Here is a 21,114-nt window from a genome sequence, read left to right as displayed (position 1 = left end):
GGCTTCATCGGCCTGGCCCTGGCACCGCAGCCGATACCGGCCGCTGCAGCGGCCTTCGCTGCTGGCCTGGGTTTCTACATGATGCATAGCACCCTGCAGATCAATGCCACCCAGATGGCGCCCGCTGCCGCGGCACCGCCATGGCGGTGTTCGCCGGCTGCCTCTTTCTCGGCCAGTCGGTGGGGGTGAGCCTGGGGGGTATCGTGCTGCGCCTGGCCGACAGCCTCTGGCTGCTGGCCACTGCCGGCGTATGGCTGCTGCTGCTCGGCCTCGCCTTCGCCTGGCTGCTGAGGCAGTGGCGCAGCGAACTCACGGCGCCTACCGCGCTGTCATAAACCGCCGTTGATCAGATCGTCCCGGAAGCCGGCGACCCAGCGCATGGCGTCTTCCAGCTCACCATTGTGGAAGACCCGCATCTCGATCTGGGGAAACAGCCTGTCGGCAAGCTTGGTGGTGGTCTCGATCCAGCGCTTGTCGGAGATCACCGCCGCACGCCTGAAGCGGCTGTACTCACCCAGCTTGCTAACCGCATAGGCCAGGTCACGCTGCAGGGCCTTGGCCGTCATGTGGTCGAAATTCGTCATATCAGCCAGCACGCCAATCTGCTCGTTGTGCTCGAGCTTCGCCTCGATGGCGGGAATCATCTCATCGTAGTCCTCGCCACGCAGCGTGCCCGAGATACGAAACGCTGCCACGTATTCGGGGGCGGGAAGAATCTCGATCATGGTTTCCTCCTTGGCTGAACACAACGCCCTCTGCTTTTCCTCAATATGGCAACTGGTACCTGTGCCGGTTCCCCGGTGCCATGTCGGTGAGCCGCAGCCAGCATGGTTTGCGAACCTCTCTCGACGGCGACCAGTTTATGGCAGTGCATCTCGCCACCTGCGGCAGGCACCCAGGGAAACACTGATTGATAACCTCGTCGGCTGGGGCACATACTGAGGAAAAATAACAACTGACGCCCCTCGACGTGGATACGACTGCAAATGCGGATTCGCCAATCATGCCGTCCAGCATGGTACTGGGCACGAAAACCGCTCACCTCGGTGATGCTATGTATCCCCTTGGCCGTCTCCTCCCCGACCGCCATTGCCAGCACCCATGACCCTGTGCGCCTTTCCGGTGTCGACTACCTTGGCGACCTGCCGACTCTAGTCGCCGTCGAGGAAGGCATCTTCCAACGCCATGGCCTGGCCATCGAGGTCGACCGCCGCGCCTCGGGCAGGCAGAACATCCAGGCCTTGCGCACCCAAGAGACCGATATTGCCCTCATGGCGCCGGCCCCCCTGGTACTCGAACTGCTGGCAAGCCCCAATACCGGAGCCGACAATGACCTGCTGATCCTGGCCAGTCTCGTGTATTCCAGCCGCCTCAACCATGTGGTGACACCCCGCAATTCCGGCATCCTGGTACCCGAAGACCTAGCCGGTCGGCGTATCGGCCTGATGGCCGGCACCAATGCCGAATTTCTCTGGTGGCTCTTTACCGCCCTCCATGGCATCGATCCCGACGAAGTCAGGGTCATCGACCTGCCCGTTTCGACCCTGCCAGGGGCGCTTGTCGAAGGAGATATCGACGCGGCTATCCTTTGGGAGCCCTGGACCTCGCGACTGGAGAGTCGTCTTTCCCATGACGACTTGACCTTTCTGCCAGGCAGCGACATCTACACCGAGAACTGGATCCTGGTCACCACTCGTGGAGTGCTGCAGCAACGGCCCGACACGGCGCACCGACTGCTATCCGCCTATCAGGAGGCCATTCGCATCATCGATACCGACCCGAAGGGGGCCCTGACGATGTACACCGAGGCCGTCGGGCTGGATACCCTCCATGCCCTGCATGATCCCTACCTGCCTCTCTTCGGGTTGAGTCTGGACTGGACATTGCTGGCATCCCTGCAACAACTGGTGCAATGGGCCCGAGATACCGATAAACCGATAGCAGATCCGGGCCCCAGTATCCTGTCCTGGATCGATGCCGGCCCCTTGCAGCAGCTCCTGCCGGGTGCCGCCAGCATCCCCATCCGTGACACGCCCCCCGAGGCACCCTCACCATGAAGCTGCTACGTCTCTCTCTCATCAGCATCGTAGGCTGCCTGCTGGGCCTGGCGATCCTGGTGTTGATGGGCGTCTACAGTCTGTCAAAGATGCAGGACAGGCATGATGAGCTGGCTTCATTGACGGCGCTCCAGAGCCGCATCGACAACTTCTCCGTGGCGAGTGATAACCTGCTTTTGCAAAGCGCCGACCCCGCACTCTGGGCGGCCTATCGAGACGAAGCCGCTGCCATCCAGGCCGGCTTGACCCCCTTGGCCGAGGAGCATCCCGGTGCCCAGCGGGCCATTCGCCATATCGGCTATATCGTCGAGGAGCTTTCACGTTTCTATGCACGACAGGATGACCGCTCAAGCGTCACCCGTGATGACCGCTTGAGCAGTGGCCCCTTGGCGCTTCCCCTGCGCAGCCAGATCATCATGAGCCAGGTCGCAGGCTATGGCGTCGCCATGGATACTGCCCTGCAGGAAGTCGTTCGTCAGCGTCAGGAGAGGATCGCCACAGCGACCCAGTGGCTCGCCATCGGTTTTGCCGCCGCCGCCGGTCTCTTCGGAGCCCTCTGCGTCGTCTCCTTCGGCCTGATCTTCAAGCGAATCAATGGTCCTCTGCGGGCCCTTTCCCACGCCGCCAGGCGGGCGGAAGCCGGTGAGCACGACGTACGTGTTCCGATAGTGGGTTCGGATGAATTCGCCGACCTCTCGCGCACCTTCAACCAAATGCTCGACCAGCAGGACACCATGGTCGAGACACTCTCCGGCGCCCTGGCCACCCGCCGGGCGCTGATCGACTCCCTCCCGGCCCATATTGCTCTACTGGATGGCGCCGGCAAGATCCTCGACGTCAACGACCAGTGGCGACACTTCGCCACCGCCAATGATTTCCTGGATTCCACCTTCGGCGTCGGCAGTAACTACCTCAGCGTGTGTCGTGCCGCCGTCGGCGCCTGCGCCGACGAAGCACTCGATGCGGGCAATGGATTGCAGGACGTGTTGAATGGCAACCGGGATTCCTTCACCCTCGAATATCCCTGTCACTCCCCGAATCAGCAACGCTGGTTCCGGATGATGGCCAGCCGGCTGGCACCTGGCCAGGAGTCCGCAGGCTTCCTGGGAGCCGTGGTGATGCACGTGGATATCACCGAACGTAAACTGGCTGAACAGGAACTCCAGCGGCAGGCCTACCAGGATCCACTGACGGGCCTCGTCAACCGACTGGGCTTCATCGAGGCCTTCTCGCGTCACGTCGACCAGCACGGCTGGAACCCGCAGGACATCATCGTCCTGCTGGATATCAGGGAAATGCGCAACGTCAATGATGCCCATGGCTATGACATCGGCGACCGCATGCTGATCAAGATGGCGCGACGCCTTGAAAAGCATCTCTGCGACCACACCCTGATCGGGCGCATCAGCGGTGATCAATTCATTCTCTTCCTGCCCGATGACCAAGCTATGGGACCCCGCGAGCGTCTCGATGCACTGGCCGAGATCTTCCATCGGCCGGTCCGAATCGGGGACATCATCATCGAGATCGGAGCACGCGGCGGCTATACCCTGCTTGGCGAGGACGAACGCAGCGCCGAGACCCTGCTGCACGAAGTGGAGATCGCCCTGCACGAGACCCGCCTGCACGACAGACATGAATTCTATCGCTACAACCGGGAAATGGACCGGCTTGCCCAACACCGCATCGACATGACCCGTGACCTTCGCCGGGCCCTGGAGGATGACCAGTTCGAGCTGCACTACCAGCCCAAGGTGGATCTGACCACCGGCCAGGTGGTCGGCTGCGAGGCGCTGATCCGCTGGATCCACCCGGAGCGCGGCATGCAGATGCCCGGCCAGTTCATACCGGTCGCCGAGCAGAGCCAGCTGATCGGCCCGATCGGCAACTGGGTGCTCTTCCAAGCCTGTCGTCATCTCCGCGAGTGGCAGGATGCAGGTCTCGATCTGGTCCGGGTGTCGGTGAACGTCTCGGTGGAGCAGTTCCGCCTGGGTGACTTCACCCGCAAGGTACAGGAGGCCCTCGAAATCCATGCCATCGTCCCCTCGGCGCTGACCCTCGAGATCACCGAGAGCGTCTTCAGCGAGGAGTCCGAGGCTCTGCGGCGACAGATCAATGACTTGCATGCGCTGGGGGTAAGGCTCTCCCTGGATGACTTCGGTACCGGCTATTCGTCACTGCTCTATCTGCAGCAATACCCCTTCGACGAGATCAAGATCGACATGGGGTTCGTGCGGCGAATCCTCGATGAGCCCCTCAACCGCAATATCGTGTCCATGATCCTGGGCATCAGCCAGGTTCTGGGGGCCGACACCGTGGCGGAAGGTGTGGAGAATACCGCCGTTCGCGATGTCCTGCTCGAGCTGGGATGCCGGATCGGCCAGGGCTACTATTACAGCATGCCCCTGGAAGTGGAGGACTTCCGCTGGTTGCTCGAGAAACATTCCCGTCTACCCCTGACGCCACTTCCCTCCCCGGGGGGGTCATGATGCGAAGCAGATCCCAGCCAGGAGATAGGATGAACAACACCGATACGACAGCGGATCACGGCGTCGTCAAGCGCGCCACCGGCATTCATCACCTGGATACGGCCACCCACGGGGGGCTACCGGCCGGTGGCGCGACCCTGGTGATCGGCCAGCCGGGATGCGGCAAGACGATTCTCGGCCTGCAGATTCTCGCCAGTGCACTGGCACGGGGGGAGGGCGGTCTCTTTATGAGCTTCGAGGAGTCCCGCGAGCAGATCCTCCGCAACGCCGATGCCTTCCGCTGGGGGCCGCGACTGCGCGAGTCGTCGCGCTGCGAGATCATCGACGGCCAGTCGATGAGGGGGGCCGAATTCTCCGGGGCCTTCGATATCGAGGGGCTGCTCGCCGTGCTGGATCACTGCGCCAGGCGCGCGGAAGGCAGCTGGATCATTCTTGACGGGATCGACCAATTGCTCCGTCGCCAACCCGACAGCCAGAGCGCCATCGATCAGATCGTCCAGCTCAATGACTGGAGCATCGAGCAGGGGTACTCCCTGGTGCTGACCGGCAAGCATACGGGCAATGACAGTTTGCAGCCGGATCATCTCACCGGCATCGAGTTCATGCTGAATACGATCCTGGTGCTGTCGAGCGTTCTGGTGGACAAGCGCCTCAACCGACGCTTCCGTATCGCCAAGTATCGGGGCACTCGCCACAACCCCAATGAGCTTGCCATGTTGATCGACGATACCGGCATCCAGCTCCCCTATGCCGTTCCCTTCGTCGCCGAGTCGGTCCCGGCCGCCGGCGAGCGCATCAGTACCGGGATCGAGCGCCTCGACAGGATCCTCGAAGGCGGCGTCTATCGTGGCTCGATCACATTGATCTCGGGCCAGCCCGGGACGTCCAAGACGACACTGGGGGCGGCCTTCGTCGCGGCCGCCGCCCAGCGAGGCGAGCGTGCGCTGCTGCTCAGCTTCGACGAATTCGCCCGCCAGATAGTGCGCAATGTCGCTACCCTGGACATCGACCTGCAGACACCCATCGACAGCGGCCACCTCAAAGTCGTCGCTCGAGCAAGCTGGGATAGCCTGGTAGAAGAACATTACATGGCCGTGCTGGCACTGCTCGACGATTTCCAGCCGGACTGCCTGGTCATCGACCCGGCCTCGGCTCTGCTCAAGTCGTCCGGTGCCGAAAACGCCTTCCTCGCCCTGGAGCGCCTCCTCGCCGAGACACGCACCCGGGGCATCACCACCATGCTCACCTCTCTGTCCGAGGCTGACGACCCCTTCGGCGAATCCTCCTGAGTCATGCCTCGACCCTCGCGGATACCTGGATCGTGCTGCGCTATCAGATCAACGGTGGTGAGCGTAATCGCTCACTGTCGGTAGTCAAGTCGAGGGGGACCGCCCACTCCAACCAGGTCCGTGAGATGACTCTCTCACCTGAGGGCGTCGATCTTGCCGATGTCTACCCTTTCGGCAGTGAGGTCTTGATGGGCACGGCGCGTGCGCAGAAGGAGAGCGAAGAAGCCGCCCTGCGTCAACGCCTGGTCAAGGAGCGCCTTCACGAGCAACAACGGCTGGAGCTGGAGATCGAAAAGACTCGTGGCCTCATCCAGCAGGGCCAGTCCGAGCTTGTGCGCCTGCAGGAAGCACTCATGAACGAGCATCACGACCAGACGCAAACCGATCGTGGGGCGGAACGTCATCAGGACAGCATCCTTCGACGCCGGGATCCCGGCCAAGGAGGACAGGACCAGTGAACAGCGCTCTCGCAGACGACACGCACCCGCATGACCCCGCTCTCATCCTGTTCGTGACCGGTGAGGCACCCCGGTCCCGCCGGGCCCACCTCAACCTGACGGCCGCCCTCGAGGCTAGCGGTATCGGTGATGTCCAGCCCCGCGAGATCGATTTGCTGGTTGAGCCGCAGGAAGCCATCGACTTTGGCATCTTCGCCACACCCGCCCTGATGCACATCGATGCGTCGGGAACCCGCAGAGTGCTCTACGGAGACCTCTCCGATGAACACAGCCTGAGAGACTTCCTCTCGGCACTCTGATAGTCATGGCGATGATAGCGACAAGCATGCTCAACCAACTCTGCTGCGCATCACGCCTCTCAGCGAGTCTTTGTTGGAGTGAGCTTACCCAATCATCGTGCATTAGCGTCCATACATGCACGGACCTACCCGGACTCGTCGCTCGCGGCGGTGGTGCCTGGCGCCCGCCTCTCAAAAGCCTCGGCATTGGGGCAGAACGCTCGACACTCTTCCCGCTGGGCGTCCTGGCGTAGCGCCAGCCAACATGTGGCAACCTTGGGGCATGCGCTGCAGACGGTACGCAGGGCGTGGATGGACGGATCCCGGCTGCAGGTGACCGGATCGAGGCCGAAGCGTCGCATCATCTCGGGCAGCAGCGTCTCGACGGGAGAAAAATCCGTCAGCTCCCGGGCAGCCAGACAGCGTGCGATCGCCTGCTCCAGCGATGGGCTCATGGGGTAGGCCAGGTCATGAATGAGCAGACTCAGGGCCTTTGGCTCACAGAACCTGAGCTCGAGCAGGGTCCGCTCGCCTTCCAGATAATCGGCCAGCTGTTTCTCGTCACTCGGAGGCGAACGAGGCTTGTTGTAGTATCCCTGTTTATTCATCAAGGCATTCCTCGACAGCCAATCCTTAACCGTAGTTCGTCCGCCGCATCTCGCCTTGATCCCGCTCAATATATGGTCAATGGAGTAAGCCCTTGCTTACCCCAAGCCGGCCGTATCCATTATTCGGGAGTGGCATCCTCCACGCCCCGCCAGGCCTCCTCGATCGCCTCTCTCACCAAGGCCACATCGGGAATCCGATGGGCCAGCGCCAGCGCCAGCTGGGCCAGGAAGAGCCGCTCCTTCGCTTCGGGCAGTTCATCCAGCGTGATGGCCAGCGTCTCGTAGACCTGCTCCAGGTCGGCAAAAGGCAGTGTGGTATCGGTCATCTCATTCTCCTCCCAGAGCGGTGGCGATTGCGGCATCGAGAAGGGCAGGGTCGAAGTGCTTCCAGCGCACCCCCACATGGCGGTCGGGGCGTACCAGGTAGGCCGTGCCATCGCCGGCGCCATAGACGTCGAAGACACTTCCGTGCGCATCCACCAACTGGCTGCCGAACGCCCGCGGCGATGCCTTGCGGCCGATGACCAGCACCTCGAGGTCCGGTTCCCGGGCTTGCAGGCTGGCCAGGCCATCCCGCAGTGACGGCGTGATCGTGCCATCGTCGCTGAACAGCAGCAGGCTGAAGCCCCTACCCAGGTGATCGAGCAGGTAGTCCTCCTCCCCCAGGCGGCGATTGATCAACGGCGCCCCGGGCACCGGGCCGGCGGCGAAGTCATCGCCATCGGCCAGAGTCAGCGGGCTCTCGGCATAGGTGTAGGGGGTGACCTGGCGGGGGTCGGCGAAGCCGCTGGCATAGTCGTTGTTCACCGCCAGGGAGAGGGCGGCATCGCGCATCAGCCGGTAGCCACGGCTTGGCGGGGTCATGAAGCGGGTGCTCTTGCCGGCGTTGGCGAATACGTCCAGGGTGGCACCCCGCCGCTCCGGGCTGTAGCTGTCGAGCAGCCGATCCGGCGCCCTGCCGTTCAACACCCAGGCCAGCTTCCAGGCGGCGTTCGCGGCATCGGCGATACCATTGTTGAGCCCACGGACGCCGAAGATCGGCACCAGGTGAGCGCTGTCGCCAATGAACAGCAACCGGCCATGACGATAGTCGTCCAGCGCCAGAGTGTAGGCCTTGTAGAGGCTCCACCACTCCAGCTCCCAGTCGTCGCCTTCGCCCAGCATTTCGATGATGGTGCCGACCCGCTCACGGATGCTGGCCTCCTCCACCGCCTTGTCGGGGTCTTCATCCGGCAGCAACTGATAGTCGATCCGCCAGATATCGTCGGGCTGCTTGTGCACCAGCAGGGTGGACTCGGGCATCACCGAGGGGCTGAAGAAGGCGCGCCGCTCGGTGGGGAAATCGGATCTCAGCCGCACGTCGGCGATCACGTAGCGGCCCTCGTAGGCTTCGCCATGCAGGGCCAGGCCGAAGGCCTTGCACACCACGCTGCGGGCGCCGTCTGCGGCCAGCAGGTAGTCGGCCTGAAGGCGATAGTCGCCCTCGGGGGTGGTCACGTCGAGAGTCACACCCCTGCCATCCTGGCTCACCCCGGTGGCCGCCTGCTTCCAGCGCAGCTCGATCAGCGGTGAGTCCATGGCCTTGTCGATCAAAAACTGCTCGATGTACTGCTGCTGCAGGTTGACCATGGGCAGGAAACGCTCCTGCTCGGAGTGGGGCATCTCGAAGCGGTAGATCTCACGGTCGCGAAAGTAGGTGCGCCCCCGTGTCCAACCCAGCGCCTTGCGGGTGAAGCGCTCATGAACGCCCAACTGCTGGAGGATCTCCAGGCTGTGACGGGACAGGCAGATGGCCCGCGAGCCATCATTGACGGTGTCCTTGTCGTCCAGCACCACCGAGGCGATACCGTGGCGGGCCAGCTCCAGGGCGGCGGTCACCCCCACCGGGCCGGCACCGACGATGGCCACTCGGTGGCGAACCGACCGGCCATCCAGTTCGGCAGGACGCACGAAGGGGAAATGGGGATAATCGAAGTACAGTGAATCGTGCTCGTCTCTTCCGGCGGGGCGCATGGTCACTCTCCTGTCAGGGCTATCGTGGCGCTGACCAAAGCCTATCCTGAAGTAGACAGGAGCACTGTCCCGGGAAAGAGGGGACAGCCTCGATGATTGAGGTAGTGAATCCGGCATGACAGAACGGCATGAAGATACGTTTGTACTCAGCTGGCCGTCGCTGGTTCCGGCGATGGCCGCCTGCGTCGATGCCATGGGCAACGAAGGCTTCGATGACGCCTTGCTCGAGCTGCTGCGCCGGGCGGTTCGCATCGAGCAGTGCATGATCTTCGCCTACGACAGCAGCGACGAGATCAACTGCCTTCTGGCCGCCAACGAACGTCAGCCCCGGGTCGCCGGTCGCCTGGCCCAGCTCTATGCCGGCGGTCTGTTCCGCCAGGACCCCAACTACCAGCGCCTGAGACAGCTGGTCGATGCCAAGGGCGAGCGCCCCGCCGAACTGACGACGATGCAGGCAGAGGCCATGCCGCCAGGCTACCAGAGCCATCTCTTCGCCTTTCCCGACCTGGTCGACAAGGTCTCGTTGACCATACCAGGCCAGGACAGCATCTATTATCTCAACCTCTACTGCGGCGTGACCGCGGGCCCCTTCACCGAGGATGACCTGGCCTGCCTGGATAGCCTGGCGCCACTGCTGTCCAGCCTGATCCGGCGACACTATGGCAGCACTCGCTCTCTCTCCCAGCGGCCCAGCGCTGAGGAAACCGCCGTGCTTACCCCATTATCTGATCGTGAACGCCAGCTCTGCCTCTATCTGCTGCGCGGCCACACCCTCAAGACCGCCGCCGCCGAACTCGACATCGCCCCCTCCACCGCCGAGACCTACCGCAAGCGCGCCTACGCCAAGCTCGGCGTGCCCTCGAAAGCTAGGCTGGTGGCACTGTGTCGGCAGAGTTGACCAAAAGGCCACCCCCGGCACGAGAGCCGGGGGTGGCCTATCCGCAAAGGTGGATGGCCAGTCAACGTGAGGGCTGAGGCGTGGCAGTGGTGACGTCACCGGCCTGGCCGGCGGCTCCAAGGTCGGTGGCAATGGCTTCGCCCTGCTCCGCCCACAAGCGCCGTTCCTCTTCGGTGGCACGTGGTGAGAACAGGCCGGTCTGGGCGTAGATCAGGCCGATCACCGGAGAGAGCCAGCAGGCAAAGGCCAGCGGGATGTAGAGCAGGTTTTCCACGTTGCCGTCGGCGATACCCAGCGCCAGGGCGCTGATCACGAAGGCACCGCCGGCGTTCCAGGGTATCAGCGGCGAGATGAGCGTCCCGCCTTCCTCGATGGCACGGGACAGGTTCAGGGTCGAATACCCCATGCCGCGGTAGGTGGGCGCATACATGCGGCCGGGCAGGGCGATGGAGAGGTAGGGGTCGCCGGCGACCAGGTTGGTGGAGACGGAAGTCAGCACCGCCGAGGTCTGCAGGCCCTTGAAGCTGCTCACCTTGGTCATGATCGCGCTGATGATGGTCTGCAGACAGCCGGTCTTCTCCAGCGCACCACCGAAGCCCAGGGCGATCAGCACCAGCGAGATGGTCCACATCATCGACTGGATACCACCACGGTTGAGCAGGCTGTCGATGGCAGCGACACCGGTCTCTATCGCGTAGCCGCTATTGGCATAGGTGAGCACGTCATGCACGCCGACGCCTTGAACGATCATGGCGGTCACCGCACCGGCCAGGACCCCGGCGAACAGCGACGGGATCGGCGGCATGCGCTTGACCGCGAGCACGATCACCAGCACAGCCGGCAACAGGAGCCAGGCAGAGATGGTGAAATTGGCCTGCAGGGCCGAGGTAATGGCGTCGATCCTTTCGAAGGACGCGGTCGCGTCGTCGATCATGGTGAAGCCCGCCACCAGATAGATGACAAAGGCGATCAGCATGGCCGGAACCGTCGTCGGCATCATGTTCTTGATATGCGAGAAGACGTCCGTGCCGGTCACCGCGGGAGCGAGGTTCGTGGTGTCCGAGAGCGGCGAGACCTTGTCGCCGAAGAAGGCGCCCGACACCACCGCACCGGCGGTCCAGTACATCGGTATATCGAAACCCGCGCCGATGCCCATCAGGGCGAGGCCCACCGTGCCGACCGTACCCCAGGAGGTGCCCAGCGCCAGGGAGACGATCGAGCAGAGCAACATGGCCGCCCCGAGGAAGATAGCCGGCGAGAGCAGCGTCAGGCCATAGTAGATCAGGGTCGGCACGGTACCGCTGGCGATCCATACGCCGATGATCATGCCGACGCAGATCAGCACCGAAACGGAGGGCAGGGAGACGTGGATGACGTGGAAGACGCCCTCTTCGATCTGCTTCCACTTGAAGCCCAGCTTGACCCCCACCAGCGCCGTGATGGCCAGCCCCATGGCCAAGGGAATATGGGGCGTGAAATCGCCGAAATAGAACAGCTGCACCCCCAGAATCAGCAACGTCAGCACGACGGGAGTGAGCGCGAGTTTCAGGCTTGGTCGTTGAAGTTCAACAGGTTTTATTGGAGTTGTCATGTGAAACACCTTGGGTTTGATGTGTGTTTTACTGCCACTTACCCACAAGACTCATTGTTTGTCATATTGGCTAGGAATTGGCTCCAAATAACGCTAAATTGATTTACCTTTGTCCTCGATAACAATAAATAGTAGGCAATATGGCTATTAAACTGGATCGCATAGATCGCCGTATCCTGAATCAGCTACAGGAGCATGGACGCCTCCCCATCGTGGAGTTGGCGAGCCGGGTGAACCTCACCAAGACGCCCTGCGCCCAGCGAGTGCGCCGACTCGAGCAGGCCGGTATCATTCGCGGCTACCGCGCCGACCTGGACCCGGAGCAACTCGGTGCGGGTCATGTCCTGGTAGTGCTGGTAACGATGGAAAAGACCAGCGAGGACGCCCTGGACCGGTTCAACCAGGCGGTGCGCCTTATTCCCGAAGTGCAGGGCTGCTACATGGTGGCGGGCAACTTCGATTACATGCTCAAGGTGAGAACCCACGATATTTCGCATTACCGTGCCGTGCTGGTGCAGCAGATTGGACGACTGCCGAACGTTCACCAGACACACTCCTTCGTCGTGATGGAGCTGGTAAAAGACGAAGTGACAGTACCGGTGCCCATCGACCCTCTCCCTAAGCCAACGCCAGTCTCAGCTCAGTACCCGCAGGCATTGCCCCGTGTGGTAGAGCGTGAAGCCCCCCTCATAGCCTGCACTTCGAAGCGCCCTGGCGCGTATCGGCTGCGGGGAGCGAATCGGCAGGGGCAACAGGGCGTCATCACCGGAGACCAGGTACCGGGCAAAGCCCTTGCCCACCACGGTGCCGGTAGTGATACCGCGGCCGTTGTAGCCCGACACCCCCAGCACGCCGGGAGCGAGTTCGAAAAGGCGCAGCGTATGGTCGGGCGTGAAGGCAATGCGCCCCGTCCAGGTGCACTCCCACTCGACGTTTCCCAATTGAGGAAAGTAGTGGCGCTGTATGCGGTTGGCCCAGCAGCGCAGGTACATAGAGGGCCTCCCCTCCCCCTTGCCCAGGCTGCCGAGGATCAGCCGGCCCTCGGCGTCGCGGCGCATGCTGCTCAGCACCATGCGGGTATCCCAGGCGCTTGGCGCTCGGGCAGGATGTCGCCGGCGATTTCTTCGGCCAGGGGCCGGGAGGCGACCTGAAAGAAGTAGCCGGGAAAGAAGTGATGGCGAACCTCGTTCCAGTGATCCTCGGTGTAGGCGTTGGTGGCGAGCACCAGCCGCGGCGCCGAGACGCTGCCAAGCTCGGTGGTCACCCGCCAGTCATCCCCCGCTTTGGCAACGCCGGTGGCAGCACTCCGGGTGTACAGGCGTGCCCCGGCCGCCTTGGCGGCCCTGGCCAGGCCCCGTGTGTAGGCGGTGGGGTTGAGGGTGCCGGCTCGGCGATCGAGAAGCGCCCGGCGGATGCGCCGGGTACCCACCTTTCCCGGCAGGCGTCCGCCTCGAGGAGTTCCACCGGCGCACCGCGTCGCTGAAACTGTTCCGCTCGACGCGCCAGCTCCTGCTCGCCCCCGCCATTGTGAGCCAGGTGCAGGCTGCCCGTGCGGGTCGCCTGACAGTCGATGCCGTGCCGTTCGATCAGCGAAAAGACTTCCGCCGGAGCACCGCCCAGAATGGCGTTGGCACGCTCGCCGAGCGCCTCACCCAGCACGGTGCGAATATCATCCGGTGGAATCCACAGTCCCGCATTGACCAGGCCGACGCTGCGCCCCGAGCCGCCACTGGGGATATCCCCCGACTCGAGCAGGGTCACGTCGATGCCGGCTTCGGCAAGGTGCAGGGCGGTACTCAGTCCGGTGATGCCGCCACCGATCACCACCACATCGGCCGCGTGATCGCCCTGCAGTGCCTCCCATTTCAAGGGCGGCTCCTGAGAGGTGGACTGCCATAGACAGCGCTCTTCCATGGTGCCTCCCGTGCTTGAACCGGTTATCGAGGGCTGCGGCTGACCATGACGCCGGAGCCCGGCCACGCTCAATCGAAGCGGATTCCCTGCGCCAGGGGCAGTTCACGGGAGTAGTTGACGGTGTTGGTCTGGCGGCGCATGTAGCTCTTCCAGACGTCCGAGCCGGACTCGCGGCCGCCGCCGGTCTCCTTCTCGCCGCCGAAAGCGCCGCCGATCTCGGCGCCGCTCGGCCCGATGTTGACGTTGGCGATCCCGCAGTCGCTGCCCTGGTCGGAGACGAAGGTCTCGGCCTCGCGCACGTCGGTGGTGAAGATGCACGACGACAGGCCCTGGGGCACGTCGTTGTTCAGCGCCAGCGCCTCGTCCAGGTCGCGATAGCTCATGACATAGAGAATCGGGGCGAAGGTCTCGTGCTTGACCAGCTCGTCCTGGCCTTCGACCTCGACAATGGCCGGGGCCACGTAGTAGCCGTCGGGATAGGTCTCGGCCAGCCGGCGTTCGCCGCCGAACACCCGTGCGCCCTGCTGACGGGCCCGATCCAGGGCGGACTGCATCTGGTCATGGGCCTGGGCGTCGATCAGCGGACCGACGAGATTCCCCGCCATGGGGTCGCCGATACTGATACCCGTGTAGGCCGTTTTCACCCGCTCGAGCACCTCGTCACGAATGGACTCATGGACGATCAGGCGACGCAGGGTGGTACAACGCTGGCCGGCGGTGCCCACCGCCGAGAAAAGGATCGCACGCACCGCCATGTCCAGGTCGGCGCTGGGTGCCAGGATCATGGCGTTGTTGCCGCCGAGCTCCAGGATGCTGCGACCGAAGCGGGCGGCGACACGCGGCGCGACCTCGCGGCCCATGCGGGTGCTGCCGGTGGCGCTGATCAGCGGTACGCGAGGGTCGTCGGCCAAGCGCTCGCCGGCCTCGCGGTCGCCGAGAATGACCTGGCTGAGGTCCGCCGGGGCGTCGTCGCCGAACTCGGCCATGGCGCGCTCCAGCAGCGCCTGGCAGGCCAGGGCACTGAGTGGGGTCTTTTCCGAAGGCTTCCACAGCAGACTGTTGCCGCATACCAGCGCCAGGGCGGCATTCCAGGCCCAGGGAGCCACCGGGAAATTGAAGGCTGTGATCAGGCCGACCGGCCCCAGCGGATGCCAGCTCTCGCGCATGTGATGCCCCGGGCGCTCGGAGGCGATGGTCAAGCCGTATAGCTGACGCGACTGGCCGACCGCCAGGTCGCAGATATCGATCATCTCCTGCACCTCACCGAGGCCTTCCTGGAGGATCTTGCCGCACTCCAGAGTCACCAGGGTACCGAGGTCCTCCTTGTGGCGACGCAGCTGCTCGCCGAACAGGCGAACCAGCTCGCCGCGACGGGGCGCCGGTACCCGGCTCCACTGCTCGAAGGCCTGCCGGGCGCGTGCGATACGCGACTCGACCGCACCCGCTCCCTCGAGCGCGATGCGGCCGATCTCGGCGCCGTCAGTGGGCGAAGTCACGACGTGATCCCCCTGGCGGTACTTGTCCTGGCTCACGCCAAGGCGCTGCATCACGGTATCGATCATGCTTCCCCCTGCGACTTGTGTCTTCATGGAATACCCAAGCAGTATTGAAGCAACGGGTGGCCTGCCTCAAACGACGTTTTTTACGGAGGTCATTCCATTTTTTCCGATGGGGTACCACGATGAGCCGACGCCACCTGCCAACCCTGACCGCCATGCAGTGCTTCGAGGCTTCGGCCCGCCACCTCAGCTTCACCCGCGCTGCCGCTGAGCTGAGCCTGACGCAGAGCGCCGTCAGCAAGCAGGTTGCCCAGCTCGAGTCGATCCTGGAGCACCCGCTCTTCCGCCGCGTCCGCAAGCGACTGCAGGTCACCCCCGAGGGGTCGCTCTACCTGACCGAGGTGCGCAAGGTACTCGCCCAGGTCGAGATGTCGACGCGCTATATGCAGTCCTATGGGGGGCAGAGCGAGGTACTCAACATCACCACACTGCCGACCTTCGGCGCCCGCTGGTTGATTCCCCGACTCAATGGCTTTCGCTTTCGCCATCCCAACGTCTACCTGAACATCAGCAACCGGGTGGAACCGTTCGACCTGGAAGAGGCGCGTGTCGATGTGGCTTTCTTCTTCGGCATGGTGCCTGGCCGAAGGCCGAGTGCATCAAGCTGCTCGATGAGGAAGTGGTGCCGGTCTGTGCACCGACCGTGGTGCCGGAGGGCGGCATCGAGGACCCGCTGGCGCTGACCGAGCTGGTGCTGCTGCAGAGCGCGACCCGTCCGGAGGCCTGGCACGACTGGTTTGCCGCCCAGGGGGTCTTTACCGCACACAGTTACCACGGCCCGCGATTCGATACCTTTTCCATGTCGCTACGAGCAGCCCGGGCGGGCTGTGGCGTGGCATTGGTACCGCGCTTTCTGGCCGAAGAGGAACTCGAGGCGGGCCAGTTGATCGTTCCCTGGACCTTTTCCCTGGCCAGTCGTGATGCCTACTACCTGGCCTATCCCGAACACAAGGGCGAGGTGGGCAAGGTCAAGGGCTTCATCGAATGGATCCTCGAGCACCTCGAGGCACCGGCCAAGGGTTGAGGCGACAGGCGGCCTGCCGACGCCTAACGCCAACGGCTACCTGGCAGGAATTTTTGGAATGGCTGGCTTGGAAGGGCTGGTTTGGAATAGCTGGTCAGGAACGCCTGAGCTGCCGGGCGCCTGCTCAAGGCGCCCTTTTGCGACAGCAACGGGCCGCCGTCAGATCTTCGCGGCCTGGCGGTCGAAGGCTGCGGCGTTGGGGCAGAAGGCACGGCACTCATCGGCATCGGCGTCACGACGCATGGCATGCCAGCAGTAGCCGGCCACCGGGCAGGCGTTGCAGTTGCCACGCAGGCTGGGATAGCTGCTGTGCCCGGCGACGCTCGACTCATCCAGGCCGAAACGCTGCAGCATGGCCGGCATCAGGGTATCGGCCGGCACGAAGGCACGATAGCCACCCCGGTCGAGATGCCGTGCCACCTCGCGCTCGAAGGCGGGCTCCAGCGGCGCCTTGAGGTCCTTGAGCAGCTCGCTGTAGTCCCGCGGCGCCTCCTGCTCCATCTCGCGCACCAGCCGGGGGGTGGTAGCACGATAGGTGCGCTCACAGATACGATCCCACCATGAGTTCCGCGAAGACTTCGGTGTGTGGTTCATGAGGACTCTCCCGTCAGGTACGTTTTCGACAGTATCGTCCCCTGGCCTCTTTCCCACATTGACACGGGTCAAAATAGTTTCAATTGAAACAAAATGACTACCATTGGCCTGAACGGCAGCGAGCACGGCCATGGCCGTGCTCGCAGGTCTCCCTTTGCCAACCGAAATCAGGCCTCGGGATCGATCACCTCATCGGCCGAAAGCCCCGCTTCCTCACCGGCGGCTGTGAGCTGCTCGAGGAAGTAGGCCCGGGCGGCCCCGCCGTCGACGCCCTTGCGTTCCGCTTCCGCCTTCCACTTGCCCGGCAGTTCGGCCGCCATCTGCTTGAAGCGCTCCACCTCCTCGGCCGGCAACTCGATGAAGCTGTTGCCCTGCTCTTCGGCGAACTCGATGCCGCGCACGTCGACCACGTCCATCATGTAACCGAACAACCGTGAAAGGCGCTCGCCGGAGACGCTTTCGATCGCCTCACGGTCCTCCTCGGAGAGCGAGGCCCAGGTATCGGGATTCATCACCAGCGAGAAGCTCCCACGATAGAAGCCGCCGGGCATCTGCACCGTATTGGGCAGCACCTCGGCCAGGCGGAAGCTCTTGAGGCCCTCCAGCGTCAGCATGGCGCCATCGATGACGCCCTGGGTGGCGGCCTCGTAGGTGCCGGCCGGCGGCAGCGCGACGCCGGTGAGGTCCAGGGCGTTGGAGATATCCGCCATCACCCCGCCGCCGATACGCACCCGCTTGCCATCGAGGTCGTCCAGGCTTGCGATCGACCGGTCGAGGAACAGCGCACCCGGGCCATGGACGCCCACGCCCAGCAGTTCGACGCCGCGATGCTCGCCTGCCTCGATGAAATACTCATTGTGGGTGCGCCAGTAGGCAACCGAGGCATCTTCCGAGGGGAAGTCCTCAAAGGTGGGCAGCTCGGGCAGCTTGGTCAGTTCGAAGCGTCCCGGCATCAGGCCGTGGAACAGCCAGGTGACGTCGGCCACGCCATCGGCGATCAACTCCATCTGTGCACCCGGGGGGCCCAGGTCATGCACCACGTTGACGGTGACGCGGCCTTCGGTAGCCTCCTCGACCCAGCTCGCCCAGGTCGGCCAGACGATGGTGTTGACACCATGGTTGGGCCCGGCCCAGGTGCTGACCTGCAGCTCGGTGGCGGCGGCGCCCTGGAAGGCGCCGAGGGAGAGAGCGGTGAGTGTCGTCAGTGTCGCCAGTTTCTTCATTGTCGTTCCTCGTGAGTCCCGGTTGTCAGGGGTGGCGTACGTGGATTGCGTTGTTGTTGATGGTGTTTACGTGTCGTCCGGTCAGAGCGCCAGCACCAGGCGCTTGCCCCTGGCCCTGGAACAGCAGCTCATCAGCCGGTCCTGGCTGTCGCGCTCAGCCGGGGTGAGCACCTTGTCGCGATGGTCGACCTCGCCTTCGACCACATCGACCTGGCAGGTCCCGCACAGGCCCTCCTCGCAGTCGCTGGGCACATCGACACCGGCGGTCCGCAGGACCTGAAGCAGTGTCCGGTCCGGCGGGACTTCCAGGGTCAGCTCGGAGTCGGTGAGCTCGACCCTGAAAGCATGCTCCTTGACCGGGTCCAGCAGCGTACCCGCCGAGGTGAAATGCTCCACGTGCAGGCTGCCGTCCGGCCAGTGTTCGGCGCCGATCTCAAGCGCCTCGAGGAGCCGCTCGGGACCGCAGCCATAGAGCAGCGTATCCTCGCGGGGCTCGGCCAGCAGCGAGGACAGGGCGAGCCGCCGTCCCTCGTCTTTCGGGTAGAGGTGCAGGGCCTTCCCATGATCGCGCTCGAGCCGCTCGATGAAGGCCATGCTGGCGCGCGCGCGCCCGGCATAGTGCAGCTCGTAGGACTTGCCCAGGCCTTTGAGACGATCGGCCATGGCCACGATCGGCGTGATGCCGATGCCGCCGGCGATCAATACGTAATGCTGGGCCGATTCGTCCAGGCGAAAGTGGTTCTTGGGCCCACGAACACGCAGCTCGATCCCCTCACGAACCGACTCATGCATCCAGCGCGACCCGCCGCGCCCGGCTTCTTCACGCAGCACGGCGATGCGCCAGTCGCCGGCCCCTGCCGGGCCACACAGCGAATACTTGCGGGCCTCGCCGTCGGGCATCACCACGTCCAGGTGCGAGCCCGCCGTCCAGGCAGGCAGCTCTCCCCCCACGGGGTCGGAAAGGGTCACGCCGAGCACGCCATCGGCCTCGGGCTCGGCCCGGGTGACCGTGACGCGGCGCACGATGGCGCGGGCCTCGGGGGCGCCCACGGGAAAGTCCCGCTGGGCGGTTCGCAGGGCCGGGTCTCGGCGCTCCGGATTCTGCGACGGGTCCCAGTGCACCCAGACCGCTTCGGGGCCGCGGAACGACGTATTGGGCAGGAAGGTGAACGTCTGCTCCTCCAGCTCGAGATGCGGCAGGCGCCGGGTGAACTCCTCGAGGAAGATGCGCATCTCCATGCGTCCCAGGTTCTTGCCCATGCACTGGTGACTGCCGTAGCCGAAGGTGAGGTGATCGACGGCATTGTCGCGGTAGATGTCGAGCTCGTCGGGATTCTCGAAGTGGCGCGGGTCGTGGTTGGCCGACGCCGTGACCATCAGGATCTTGCCCTCCGCGGGGATGGTGACGCCCCCCACCTCGACRTCGCGCGTAGCGCGACGCCGCCAGGCCACCACCGAGCCGGAGTGGCGCAGGCACTCCTCGGCCGCCGCGGGGATCAGCTCGGGGTTGTCGCACAATTCGGCCCACACCGGGGGGCGCGAAAGCAGCTGGCGGAAGGCGTTGGCGGTGGCCAGGGCCGTGGTCTCGTGGGCAGCCACGATGATCGCCATCATCATCGAGTGCAGGTAGTTGTCGGTGACGACATCCGGCTTCTGCCGGTTCTTCTCGATCATGTCGTACATCCAGCCGTGGCCGTGCGGCTGGCGCTGCATCTTCTCCAGCACCTCGCCGGAGTACTGCCAGAACTTGCCGACACTTTCTGCCACTTCGAGCTGCTGGTCGGGCGAGGGGCGCCCCCAGGTGTTGAGGGTGTGCGCCACCGAGAAGCGGCGCAGTTGGTCCATGTCCTCCTCGGGCACGCCCAGGAAGTGCAGTGCCACCGTGAGCGGCACTTCCCAGAACATCTCGGCGACCAGGTCGGCCCGACCACGGTCGATGATCGCATCGAGCTTCTCGCGCACCAGGCGCCTCACCATCGGCGCATGGGCCTCCAGCGCCTCGGGGGAGAAGGCCTCGAGCAGCTCGCGGCGCCGGGCCATGTGTGCCGGCTCGTCCTCGTTCACCAGGGTGCGATTCATGCCGTAGTCGTAGCGCTCGAGTACCGCCAGGGCTTCGTCACTGGGCGGGGTGATCTTCTCCAGGGCGATCGACGGGGAGAATGTGATGTTGTCGCGGAAGATCGCCTTGATGTCCTCGTAGCGGCTCACTACCCAGTAGCCCAGCCTGGGGCTGTAGAACACCGGCTCCTGGTCGCGGGACCAGCGCAGCGCTTCGGCGGGATCCAGTTGATAGGACGCCTCGAAGGGATCGAAACCGGCAGCGGCAGCAGAAACGGGGCAGCCAGTGGGCGATACGGCCTCTTGATGGCTGGCCTGATGGAAGGGGCATCCGCCCGCTTCAGCACTGGCCCGTTGGGAAACTGACGTCATGGTGACTCCACGTGAACGGTCTGGCATCTCGACTGTGCGTGCATGGCATTACTGCAACTGCCGTTGGCGTTCCGGCGATGACCTTTCCATGCCTTAACTTTTATCGCACACTTAGTTTCGTTTAACGAACGCAGTTGAGAAAATAGGCCCTTTCGCCGGCGACGTCAAACGTCGACCTGGCTGCGCTACCATGGCAGTGCCATGCTCACCCACCGCTACCCGAGGTACCGCCACCGATGTCCACTACCCTGCAAACCCTGGATCGCGGCCTGAGCGCCCTTGAGCTGATCGCCGAGCACAGCGAGGGCATCACGATCGCCGAGCTCGCCAGGCAGCTGGATGTGCATCGCGCCATCGCCTATCGCCTCGTCGCCACCCTGGAGAGCCACTCCCTGATCACGCGAACCGCCGAGGGGCCGATACGGCTGGGGGCGGGCATCGCCCTGCTCGCTTCACGCTTCGAGCCACAGCTGCGCGCGGTGGCCCAGCCGCTGCTGCAGGCACTAGCCAAGGCAACGCGGGCCACGGCGTTCATCTCGGTCGCCCAGGGGGAAGAGTGCGTGGTGCTCATGGTGGCCGAGCCCGACGAGGGACTGCTGCGGGTCGGCTACCGGGTGGGCAGCCGTCATCCCCTGAGCCAGGGTGCGGCGGGGATCGCCATCCTGGCCGGGCGCCGCCCGGGGAGGACG

The 21,114-nt window shown here is 64.2% G+C and carries 18 protein-coding genes and 4 pseudogenes; 11 read left to right on the top strand and 11 right to left on the bottom strand.

The genetic code is table 11. The annotated features are described in order from the left end of the window. Both Q427_RS34215 and Q427_RS34210 read left to right on the top strand, forming a co-directional pair. Positions 1–189, top strand: a pseudogene (locus tag Q427_RS34215) (hypothetical protein); the annotation flags it as partial. Next, positions 141–335 (top strand): hypothetical protein, encoded by a 195-nt coding sequence (locus Q427_RS34210; protein ID WP_043515627.1) that lies wholly within the window; start codon positions 141–143, stop codon positions 333–335. The pseudogene Q427_RS34215 and the gene Q427_RS34210, both read left to right, overlap by 49 nt. Here the strand turns inward: Q427_RS34210 and Q427_RS15740 are convergent. Further along, positions 330–725: an STAS/SEC14 domain-containing protein gene (locus Q427_RS15740; protein WP_043515625.1), complete on the bottom strand. Its 396-nt coding sequence runs from the start codon at positions 723–725 to the stop codon at positions 330–332. The two genes, Q427_RS34210 and Q427_RS15740, sit on opposite strands and share 6 nt — an antisense overlap. A 339-nt stretch (positions 726–1,064) precedes the next feature. On the opposite strand from Q427_RS15740, the gene Q427_RS15735 reads away from it, so the two are divergent. Genes Q427_RS15735 through Q427_RS15720 form a run of 5 tightly spaced genes read left to right on the top strand, consistent with a single transcriptional unit; the run spans position 1,065 to position 6,592 of the window. Then, positions 1,065–2,057 (top strand): ABC transporter substrate-binding protein, encoded by a 993-nt coding sequence (locus tag Q427_RS15735; RefSeq protein WP_043515622.1) that lies wholly within the window; start codon positions 1,065–1,067, stop codon positions 2,055–2,057. After that, the gene (locus Q427_RS15730; RefSeq protein ID WP_051496436.1) at positions 2,054–4,546 is read left to right on the top strand and encodes a GGDEF domain-containing protein; all 2,493 of its coding nucleotides are present in this window, start codon (positions 2,054–2,056) and stop codon (positions 4,544–4,546) included. The genes Q427_RS15735 and Q427_RS15730 overlap by 4 nt, the downstream gene beginning before the upstream one ends. Before the next feature lie 29 nt (positions 4,547–4,575). Continuing rightward, complete coding sequence (locus Q427_RS15725) at positions 4,576–5,835, top strand: ATPase domain-containing protein (protein ID WP_197030676.1); 1,260 nt, start codon at positions 4,576–4,578, stop codon at positions 5,833–5,835. A 32-nt stretch (positions 5,836–5,867) separates the two neighbouring features. Continuing rightward, positions 5,868–6,293: a hypothetical protein gene (locus Q427_RS32405; RefSeq protein WP_197030675.1), complete on the top strand. Its 426-nt coding sequence runs from the start codon at positions 5,868–5,870 to the stop codon at positions 6,291–6,293. Beyond that, positions 6,290–6,592 carry a circadian clock KaiB family protein gene (locus Q427_RS15720; RefSeq protein ID WP_043515619.1) on the top strand — a complete coding sequence of 101 codons (303 nt, stop codon included), beginning with the start codon at positions 6,290–6,292 and terminating at the stop codon, positions 6,590–6,592. Before Q427_RS32405 ends, Q427_RS15720 begins: the two co-directional genes overlap by 4 nt. A gap of 125 nt (positions 6,593–6,717) precedes the next feature. Here the strand turns inward: Q427_RS15720 and Q427_RS15715 are convergent, their stop codons facing one another. From Q427_RS15715 to Q427_RS15705, 3 genes are all read right to left on the bottom strand, one after another. Continuing rightward, a complete protein-coding gene (locus Q427_RS15715; protein WP_043515617.1) occupies positions 6,718–7,179 on the bottom strand; it encodes a hypothetical protein in 462 nt (153 codons plus the stop codon). Between the two features lie 119 nt (positions 7,180–7,298). Then, complete coding sequence (locus Q427_RS15710) at positions 7,299–7,505, bottom strand: DUF2783 domain-containing protein (protein WP_043515614.1); 207 nt, start codon at positions 7,503–7,505, stop codon at positions 7,299–7,301. Position 7,506: 1 nt separating this feature from the next. After that, positions 7,507–9,192: an FAD-dependent monooxygenase gene (locus tag Q427_RS15705; protein ID WP_043515612.1), complete on the bottom strand. Its 1,686-nt coding sequence runs from the start codon at positions 9,190–9,192 to the stop codon at positions 7,507–7,509. A 115-nt stretch (positions 9,193–9,307) separates the two neighbouring features. On the opposite strand from Q427_RS15705, the gene Q427_RS15700 reads away from it, so the two are divergent. After that, the gene (locus tag Q427_RS15700; RefSeq protein WP_043515610.1) at positions 9,308–10,090 is read left to right on the top strand and encodes a helix-turn-helix transcriptional regulator; all 783 of its coding nucleotides are present in this window, start codon (positions 9,308–9,310) and stop codon (positions 10,088–10,090) included. Positions 10,091–10,151: 61 nt separating this feature from the next. Here Q427_RS15700 and nhaC read toward each other — a convergent pair whose 3' ends face one another. After that, a complete protein-coding gene (nhaC, locus tag Q427_RS15695) occupies positions 10,152–11,681 on the bottom strand; it encodes a Na+/H+ antiporter NhaC (protein ID WP_043515607.1) in 1,530 nt (509 codons plus the stop codon). A 140-nt stretch (positions 11,682–11,821) separates the two neighbouring features. Between nhaC and Q427_RS30295 the strand changes: the two are divergent. Next, positions 11,822–12,193 (top strand): annotated as a pseudogene (locus Q427_RS30295) (Lrp/AsnC family transcriptional regulator); the annotation flags it as partial. Between the two features lie 123 nt (positions 12,194–12,316). Here the strand turns inward: Q427_RS30295 and Q427_RS34205 are convergent. From Q427_RS34205 to amaB, 3 genes and pseudogenes are all read right to left on the bottom strand, one after another. Then, positions 12,317–12,754: an FAD-dependent oxidoreductase gene (locus Q427_RS34205; RefSeq protein ID WP_231613725.1), complete on the bottom strand. Its 438-nt coding sequence runs from the start codon at positions 12,752–12,754 to the stop codon at positions 12,317–12,319. Further along, positions 12,745–13,595: pseudogene (locus Q427_RS36340) on the bottom strand (NAD(P)/FAD-dependent oxidoreductase). Before Q427_RS36340 ends, Q427_RS34205 begins: the two are co-directional and overlap by 10 nt. A 68-nt stretch (positions 13,596–13,663) precedes the next feature. After that, the gene (amaB, locus tag Q427_RS15680) at positions 13,664–15,157 is read right to left on the bottom strand and encodes an L-piperidine-6-carboxylate dehydrogenase (RefSeq protein WP_043515601.1); all 1,494 of its coding nucleotides are present in this window, start codon (positions 15,155–15,157) and stop codon (positions 13,664–13,666) included. 119 nt (positions 15,158–15,276) lie between these two features. Here amaB and Q427_RS15675 point away from each other — a divergent pair. Then, a pseudogene (locus Q427_RS15675) lies at positions 15,277–16,178 on the top strand (LysR family transcriptional regulator). Between the two features lie 159 nt (positions 16,179–16,337). On the opposite strand, the gene Q427_RS15670 reads toward Q427_RS15675, so the two are convergent. From Q427_RS15670 to Q427_RS15660, 3 genes are all read right to left on the bottom strand, one after another. Further along, a complete protein-coding gene (locus tag Q427_RS15670) occupies positions 16,338–16,772 on the bottom strand; it encodes a hypothetical protein (RefSeq protein WP_043515599.1) in 435 nt (144 codons plus the stop codon). Positions 16,773–16,939: 167 nt separating this feature from the next. Beyond that, positions 16,940–17,995 carry a TRAP transporter substrate-binding protein gene (locus Q427_RS15665; RefSeq protein WP_043515596.1) on the bottom strand — a complete coding sequence of 352 codons (1,056 nt, stop codon included), beginning with the start codon at positions 17,993–17,995 and terminating at the stop codon, positions 16,940–16,942. An 81-nt stretch (positions 17,996–18,076) separates the two neighbouring features. Further along, the gene (locus tag Q427_RS15660) at positions 18,077–20,425 is read right to left on the bottom strand and encodes a cytochrome P450/oxidoreductase (RefSeq protein ID WP_043515594.1); all 2,349 of its coding nucleotides are present in this window, start codon (positions 20,423–20,425) and stop codon (positions 18,077–18,079) included. Between the two features lie 236 nt (positions 20,426–20,661). Between Q427_RS15660 and Q427_RS15655 the strand changes: the two genes are divergently transcribed. Then, a partial coding sequence (locus Q427_RS15655; RefSeq protein ID WP_043515629.1) for an IclR family transcriptional regulator occupies positions 20,662–21,114 on the top strand: 453 nt, incomplete at its 3' end.

This window comes from Halomonas sp. BC04 (genome assembly GCF_000568385.1).
The sequence above is the reverse complement of the archived record's forward strand: the minus strand, read 5'-3'. Positions and strand labels throughout refer to the sequence as shown.

What these genes read in the sequence shown, in the direction of transcription:
- Q427_RS15700 (WP_043515610.1), top strand. Translation starts at nt 9,308, where the DNA reads ATGACAGAACGGCATGAAGATACGTTTGTACTCAGCTGGCCGTCGCTG.
- Q427_RS15710 (WP_043515614.1), bottom strand. Translation starts at nt 7,505, where the DNA reads ATGACCGATACCACACTGCCTTTTGCCGACCTGGAGCAGGTCTACGAG.
- Q427_RS15730 (WP_051496436.1), top strand. Translation starts at nt 2,054, where the DNA reads ATGAAGCTGCTACGTCTCTCTCTCATCAGCATCGTAGGCTGCCTGCTG.
- Q427_RS15740 (WP_043515625.1), bottom strand. Translation starts at nt 725, where the DNA reads ATGATCGAGATTCTTCCCGCCCCCGAATACGTGGCAGCGTTTCGTATC.
- amaB (WP_043515601.1), bottom strand. Translation starts at nt 15,157, where the DNA reads ATGATCGATACCGTGATGCAGCGCCTTGGCGTGAGCCAGGACAAGTAC.
- Q427_RS15725 (WP_197030676.1), top strand. Translation starts at nt 4,576, where the DNA reads ATGAACAACACCGATACGACAGCGGATCACGGCGTCGTCAAGCGCGCC.
- Q427_RS15705 (WP_043515612.1), bottom strand. Translation starts at nt 9,192, where the DNA reads ATGCGCCCCGCCGGAAGAGACGAGCACGATTCACTGTACTTCGATTAT.
- Q427_RS15670 (WP_043515599.1), bottom strand. Translation starts at nt 16,772, where the DNA reads ATGAACCACACACCGAAGTCTTCGCGGAACTCATGGTGGGATCGTATC.
- Q427_RS15665 (WP_043515596.1), bottom strand. Translation starts at nt 17,995, where the DNA reads ATGAAGAAACTGGCGACACTGACGACACTCACCGCTCTCTCCCTCGGC.
- Q427_RS34205 (WP_231613725.1), bottom strand. Translation starts at nt 12,754, where the DNA reads ATGGTGCTGAGCAGCATGCGCCGCGACGCCGAGGGCCGGCTGATCCTC.
- nhaC (WP_043515607.1), bottom strand. Translation starts at nt 11,681, where the DNA reads ATGACAACTCCAATAAAACCTGTTGAACTTCAACGACCAAGCCTGAAA.
- Q427_RS15715 (WP_043515617.1), bottom strand. Translation starts at nt 7,179, where the DNA reads ATGAATAAACAGGGATACTACAACAAGCCTCGTTCGCCTCCGAGTGAC.
- Q427_RS34210 (WP_043515627.1), top strand. Translation starts at nt 141, where the DNA reads ATGGCGGTGTTCGCCGGCTGCCTCTTTCTCGGCCAGTCGGTGGGGGTG.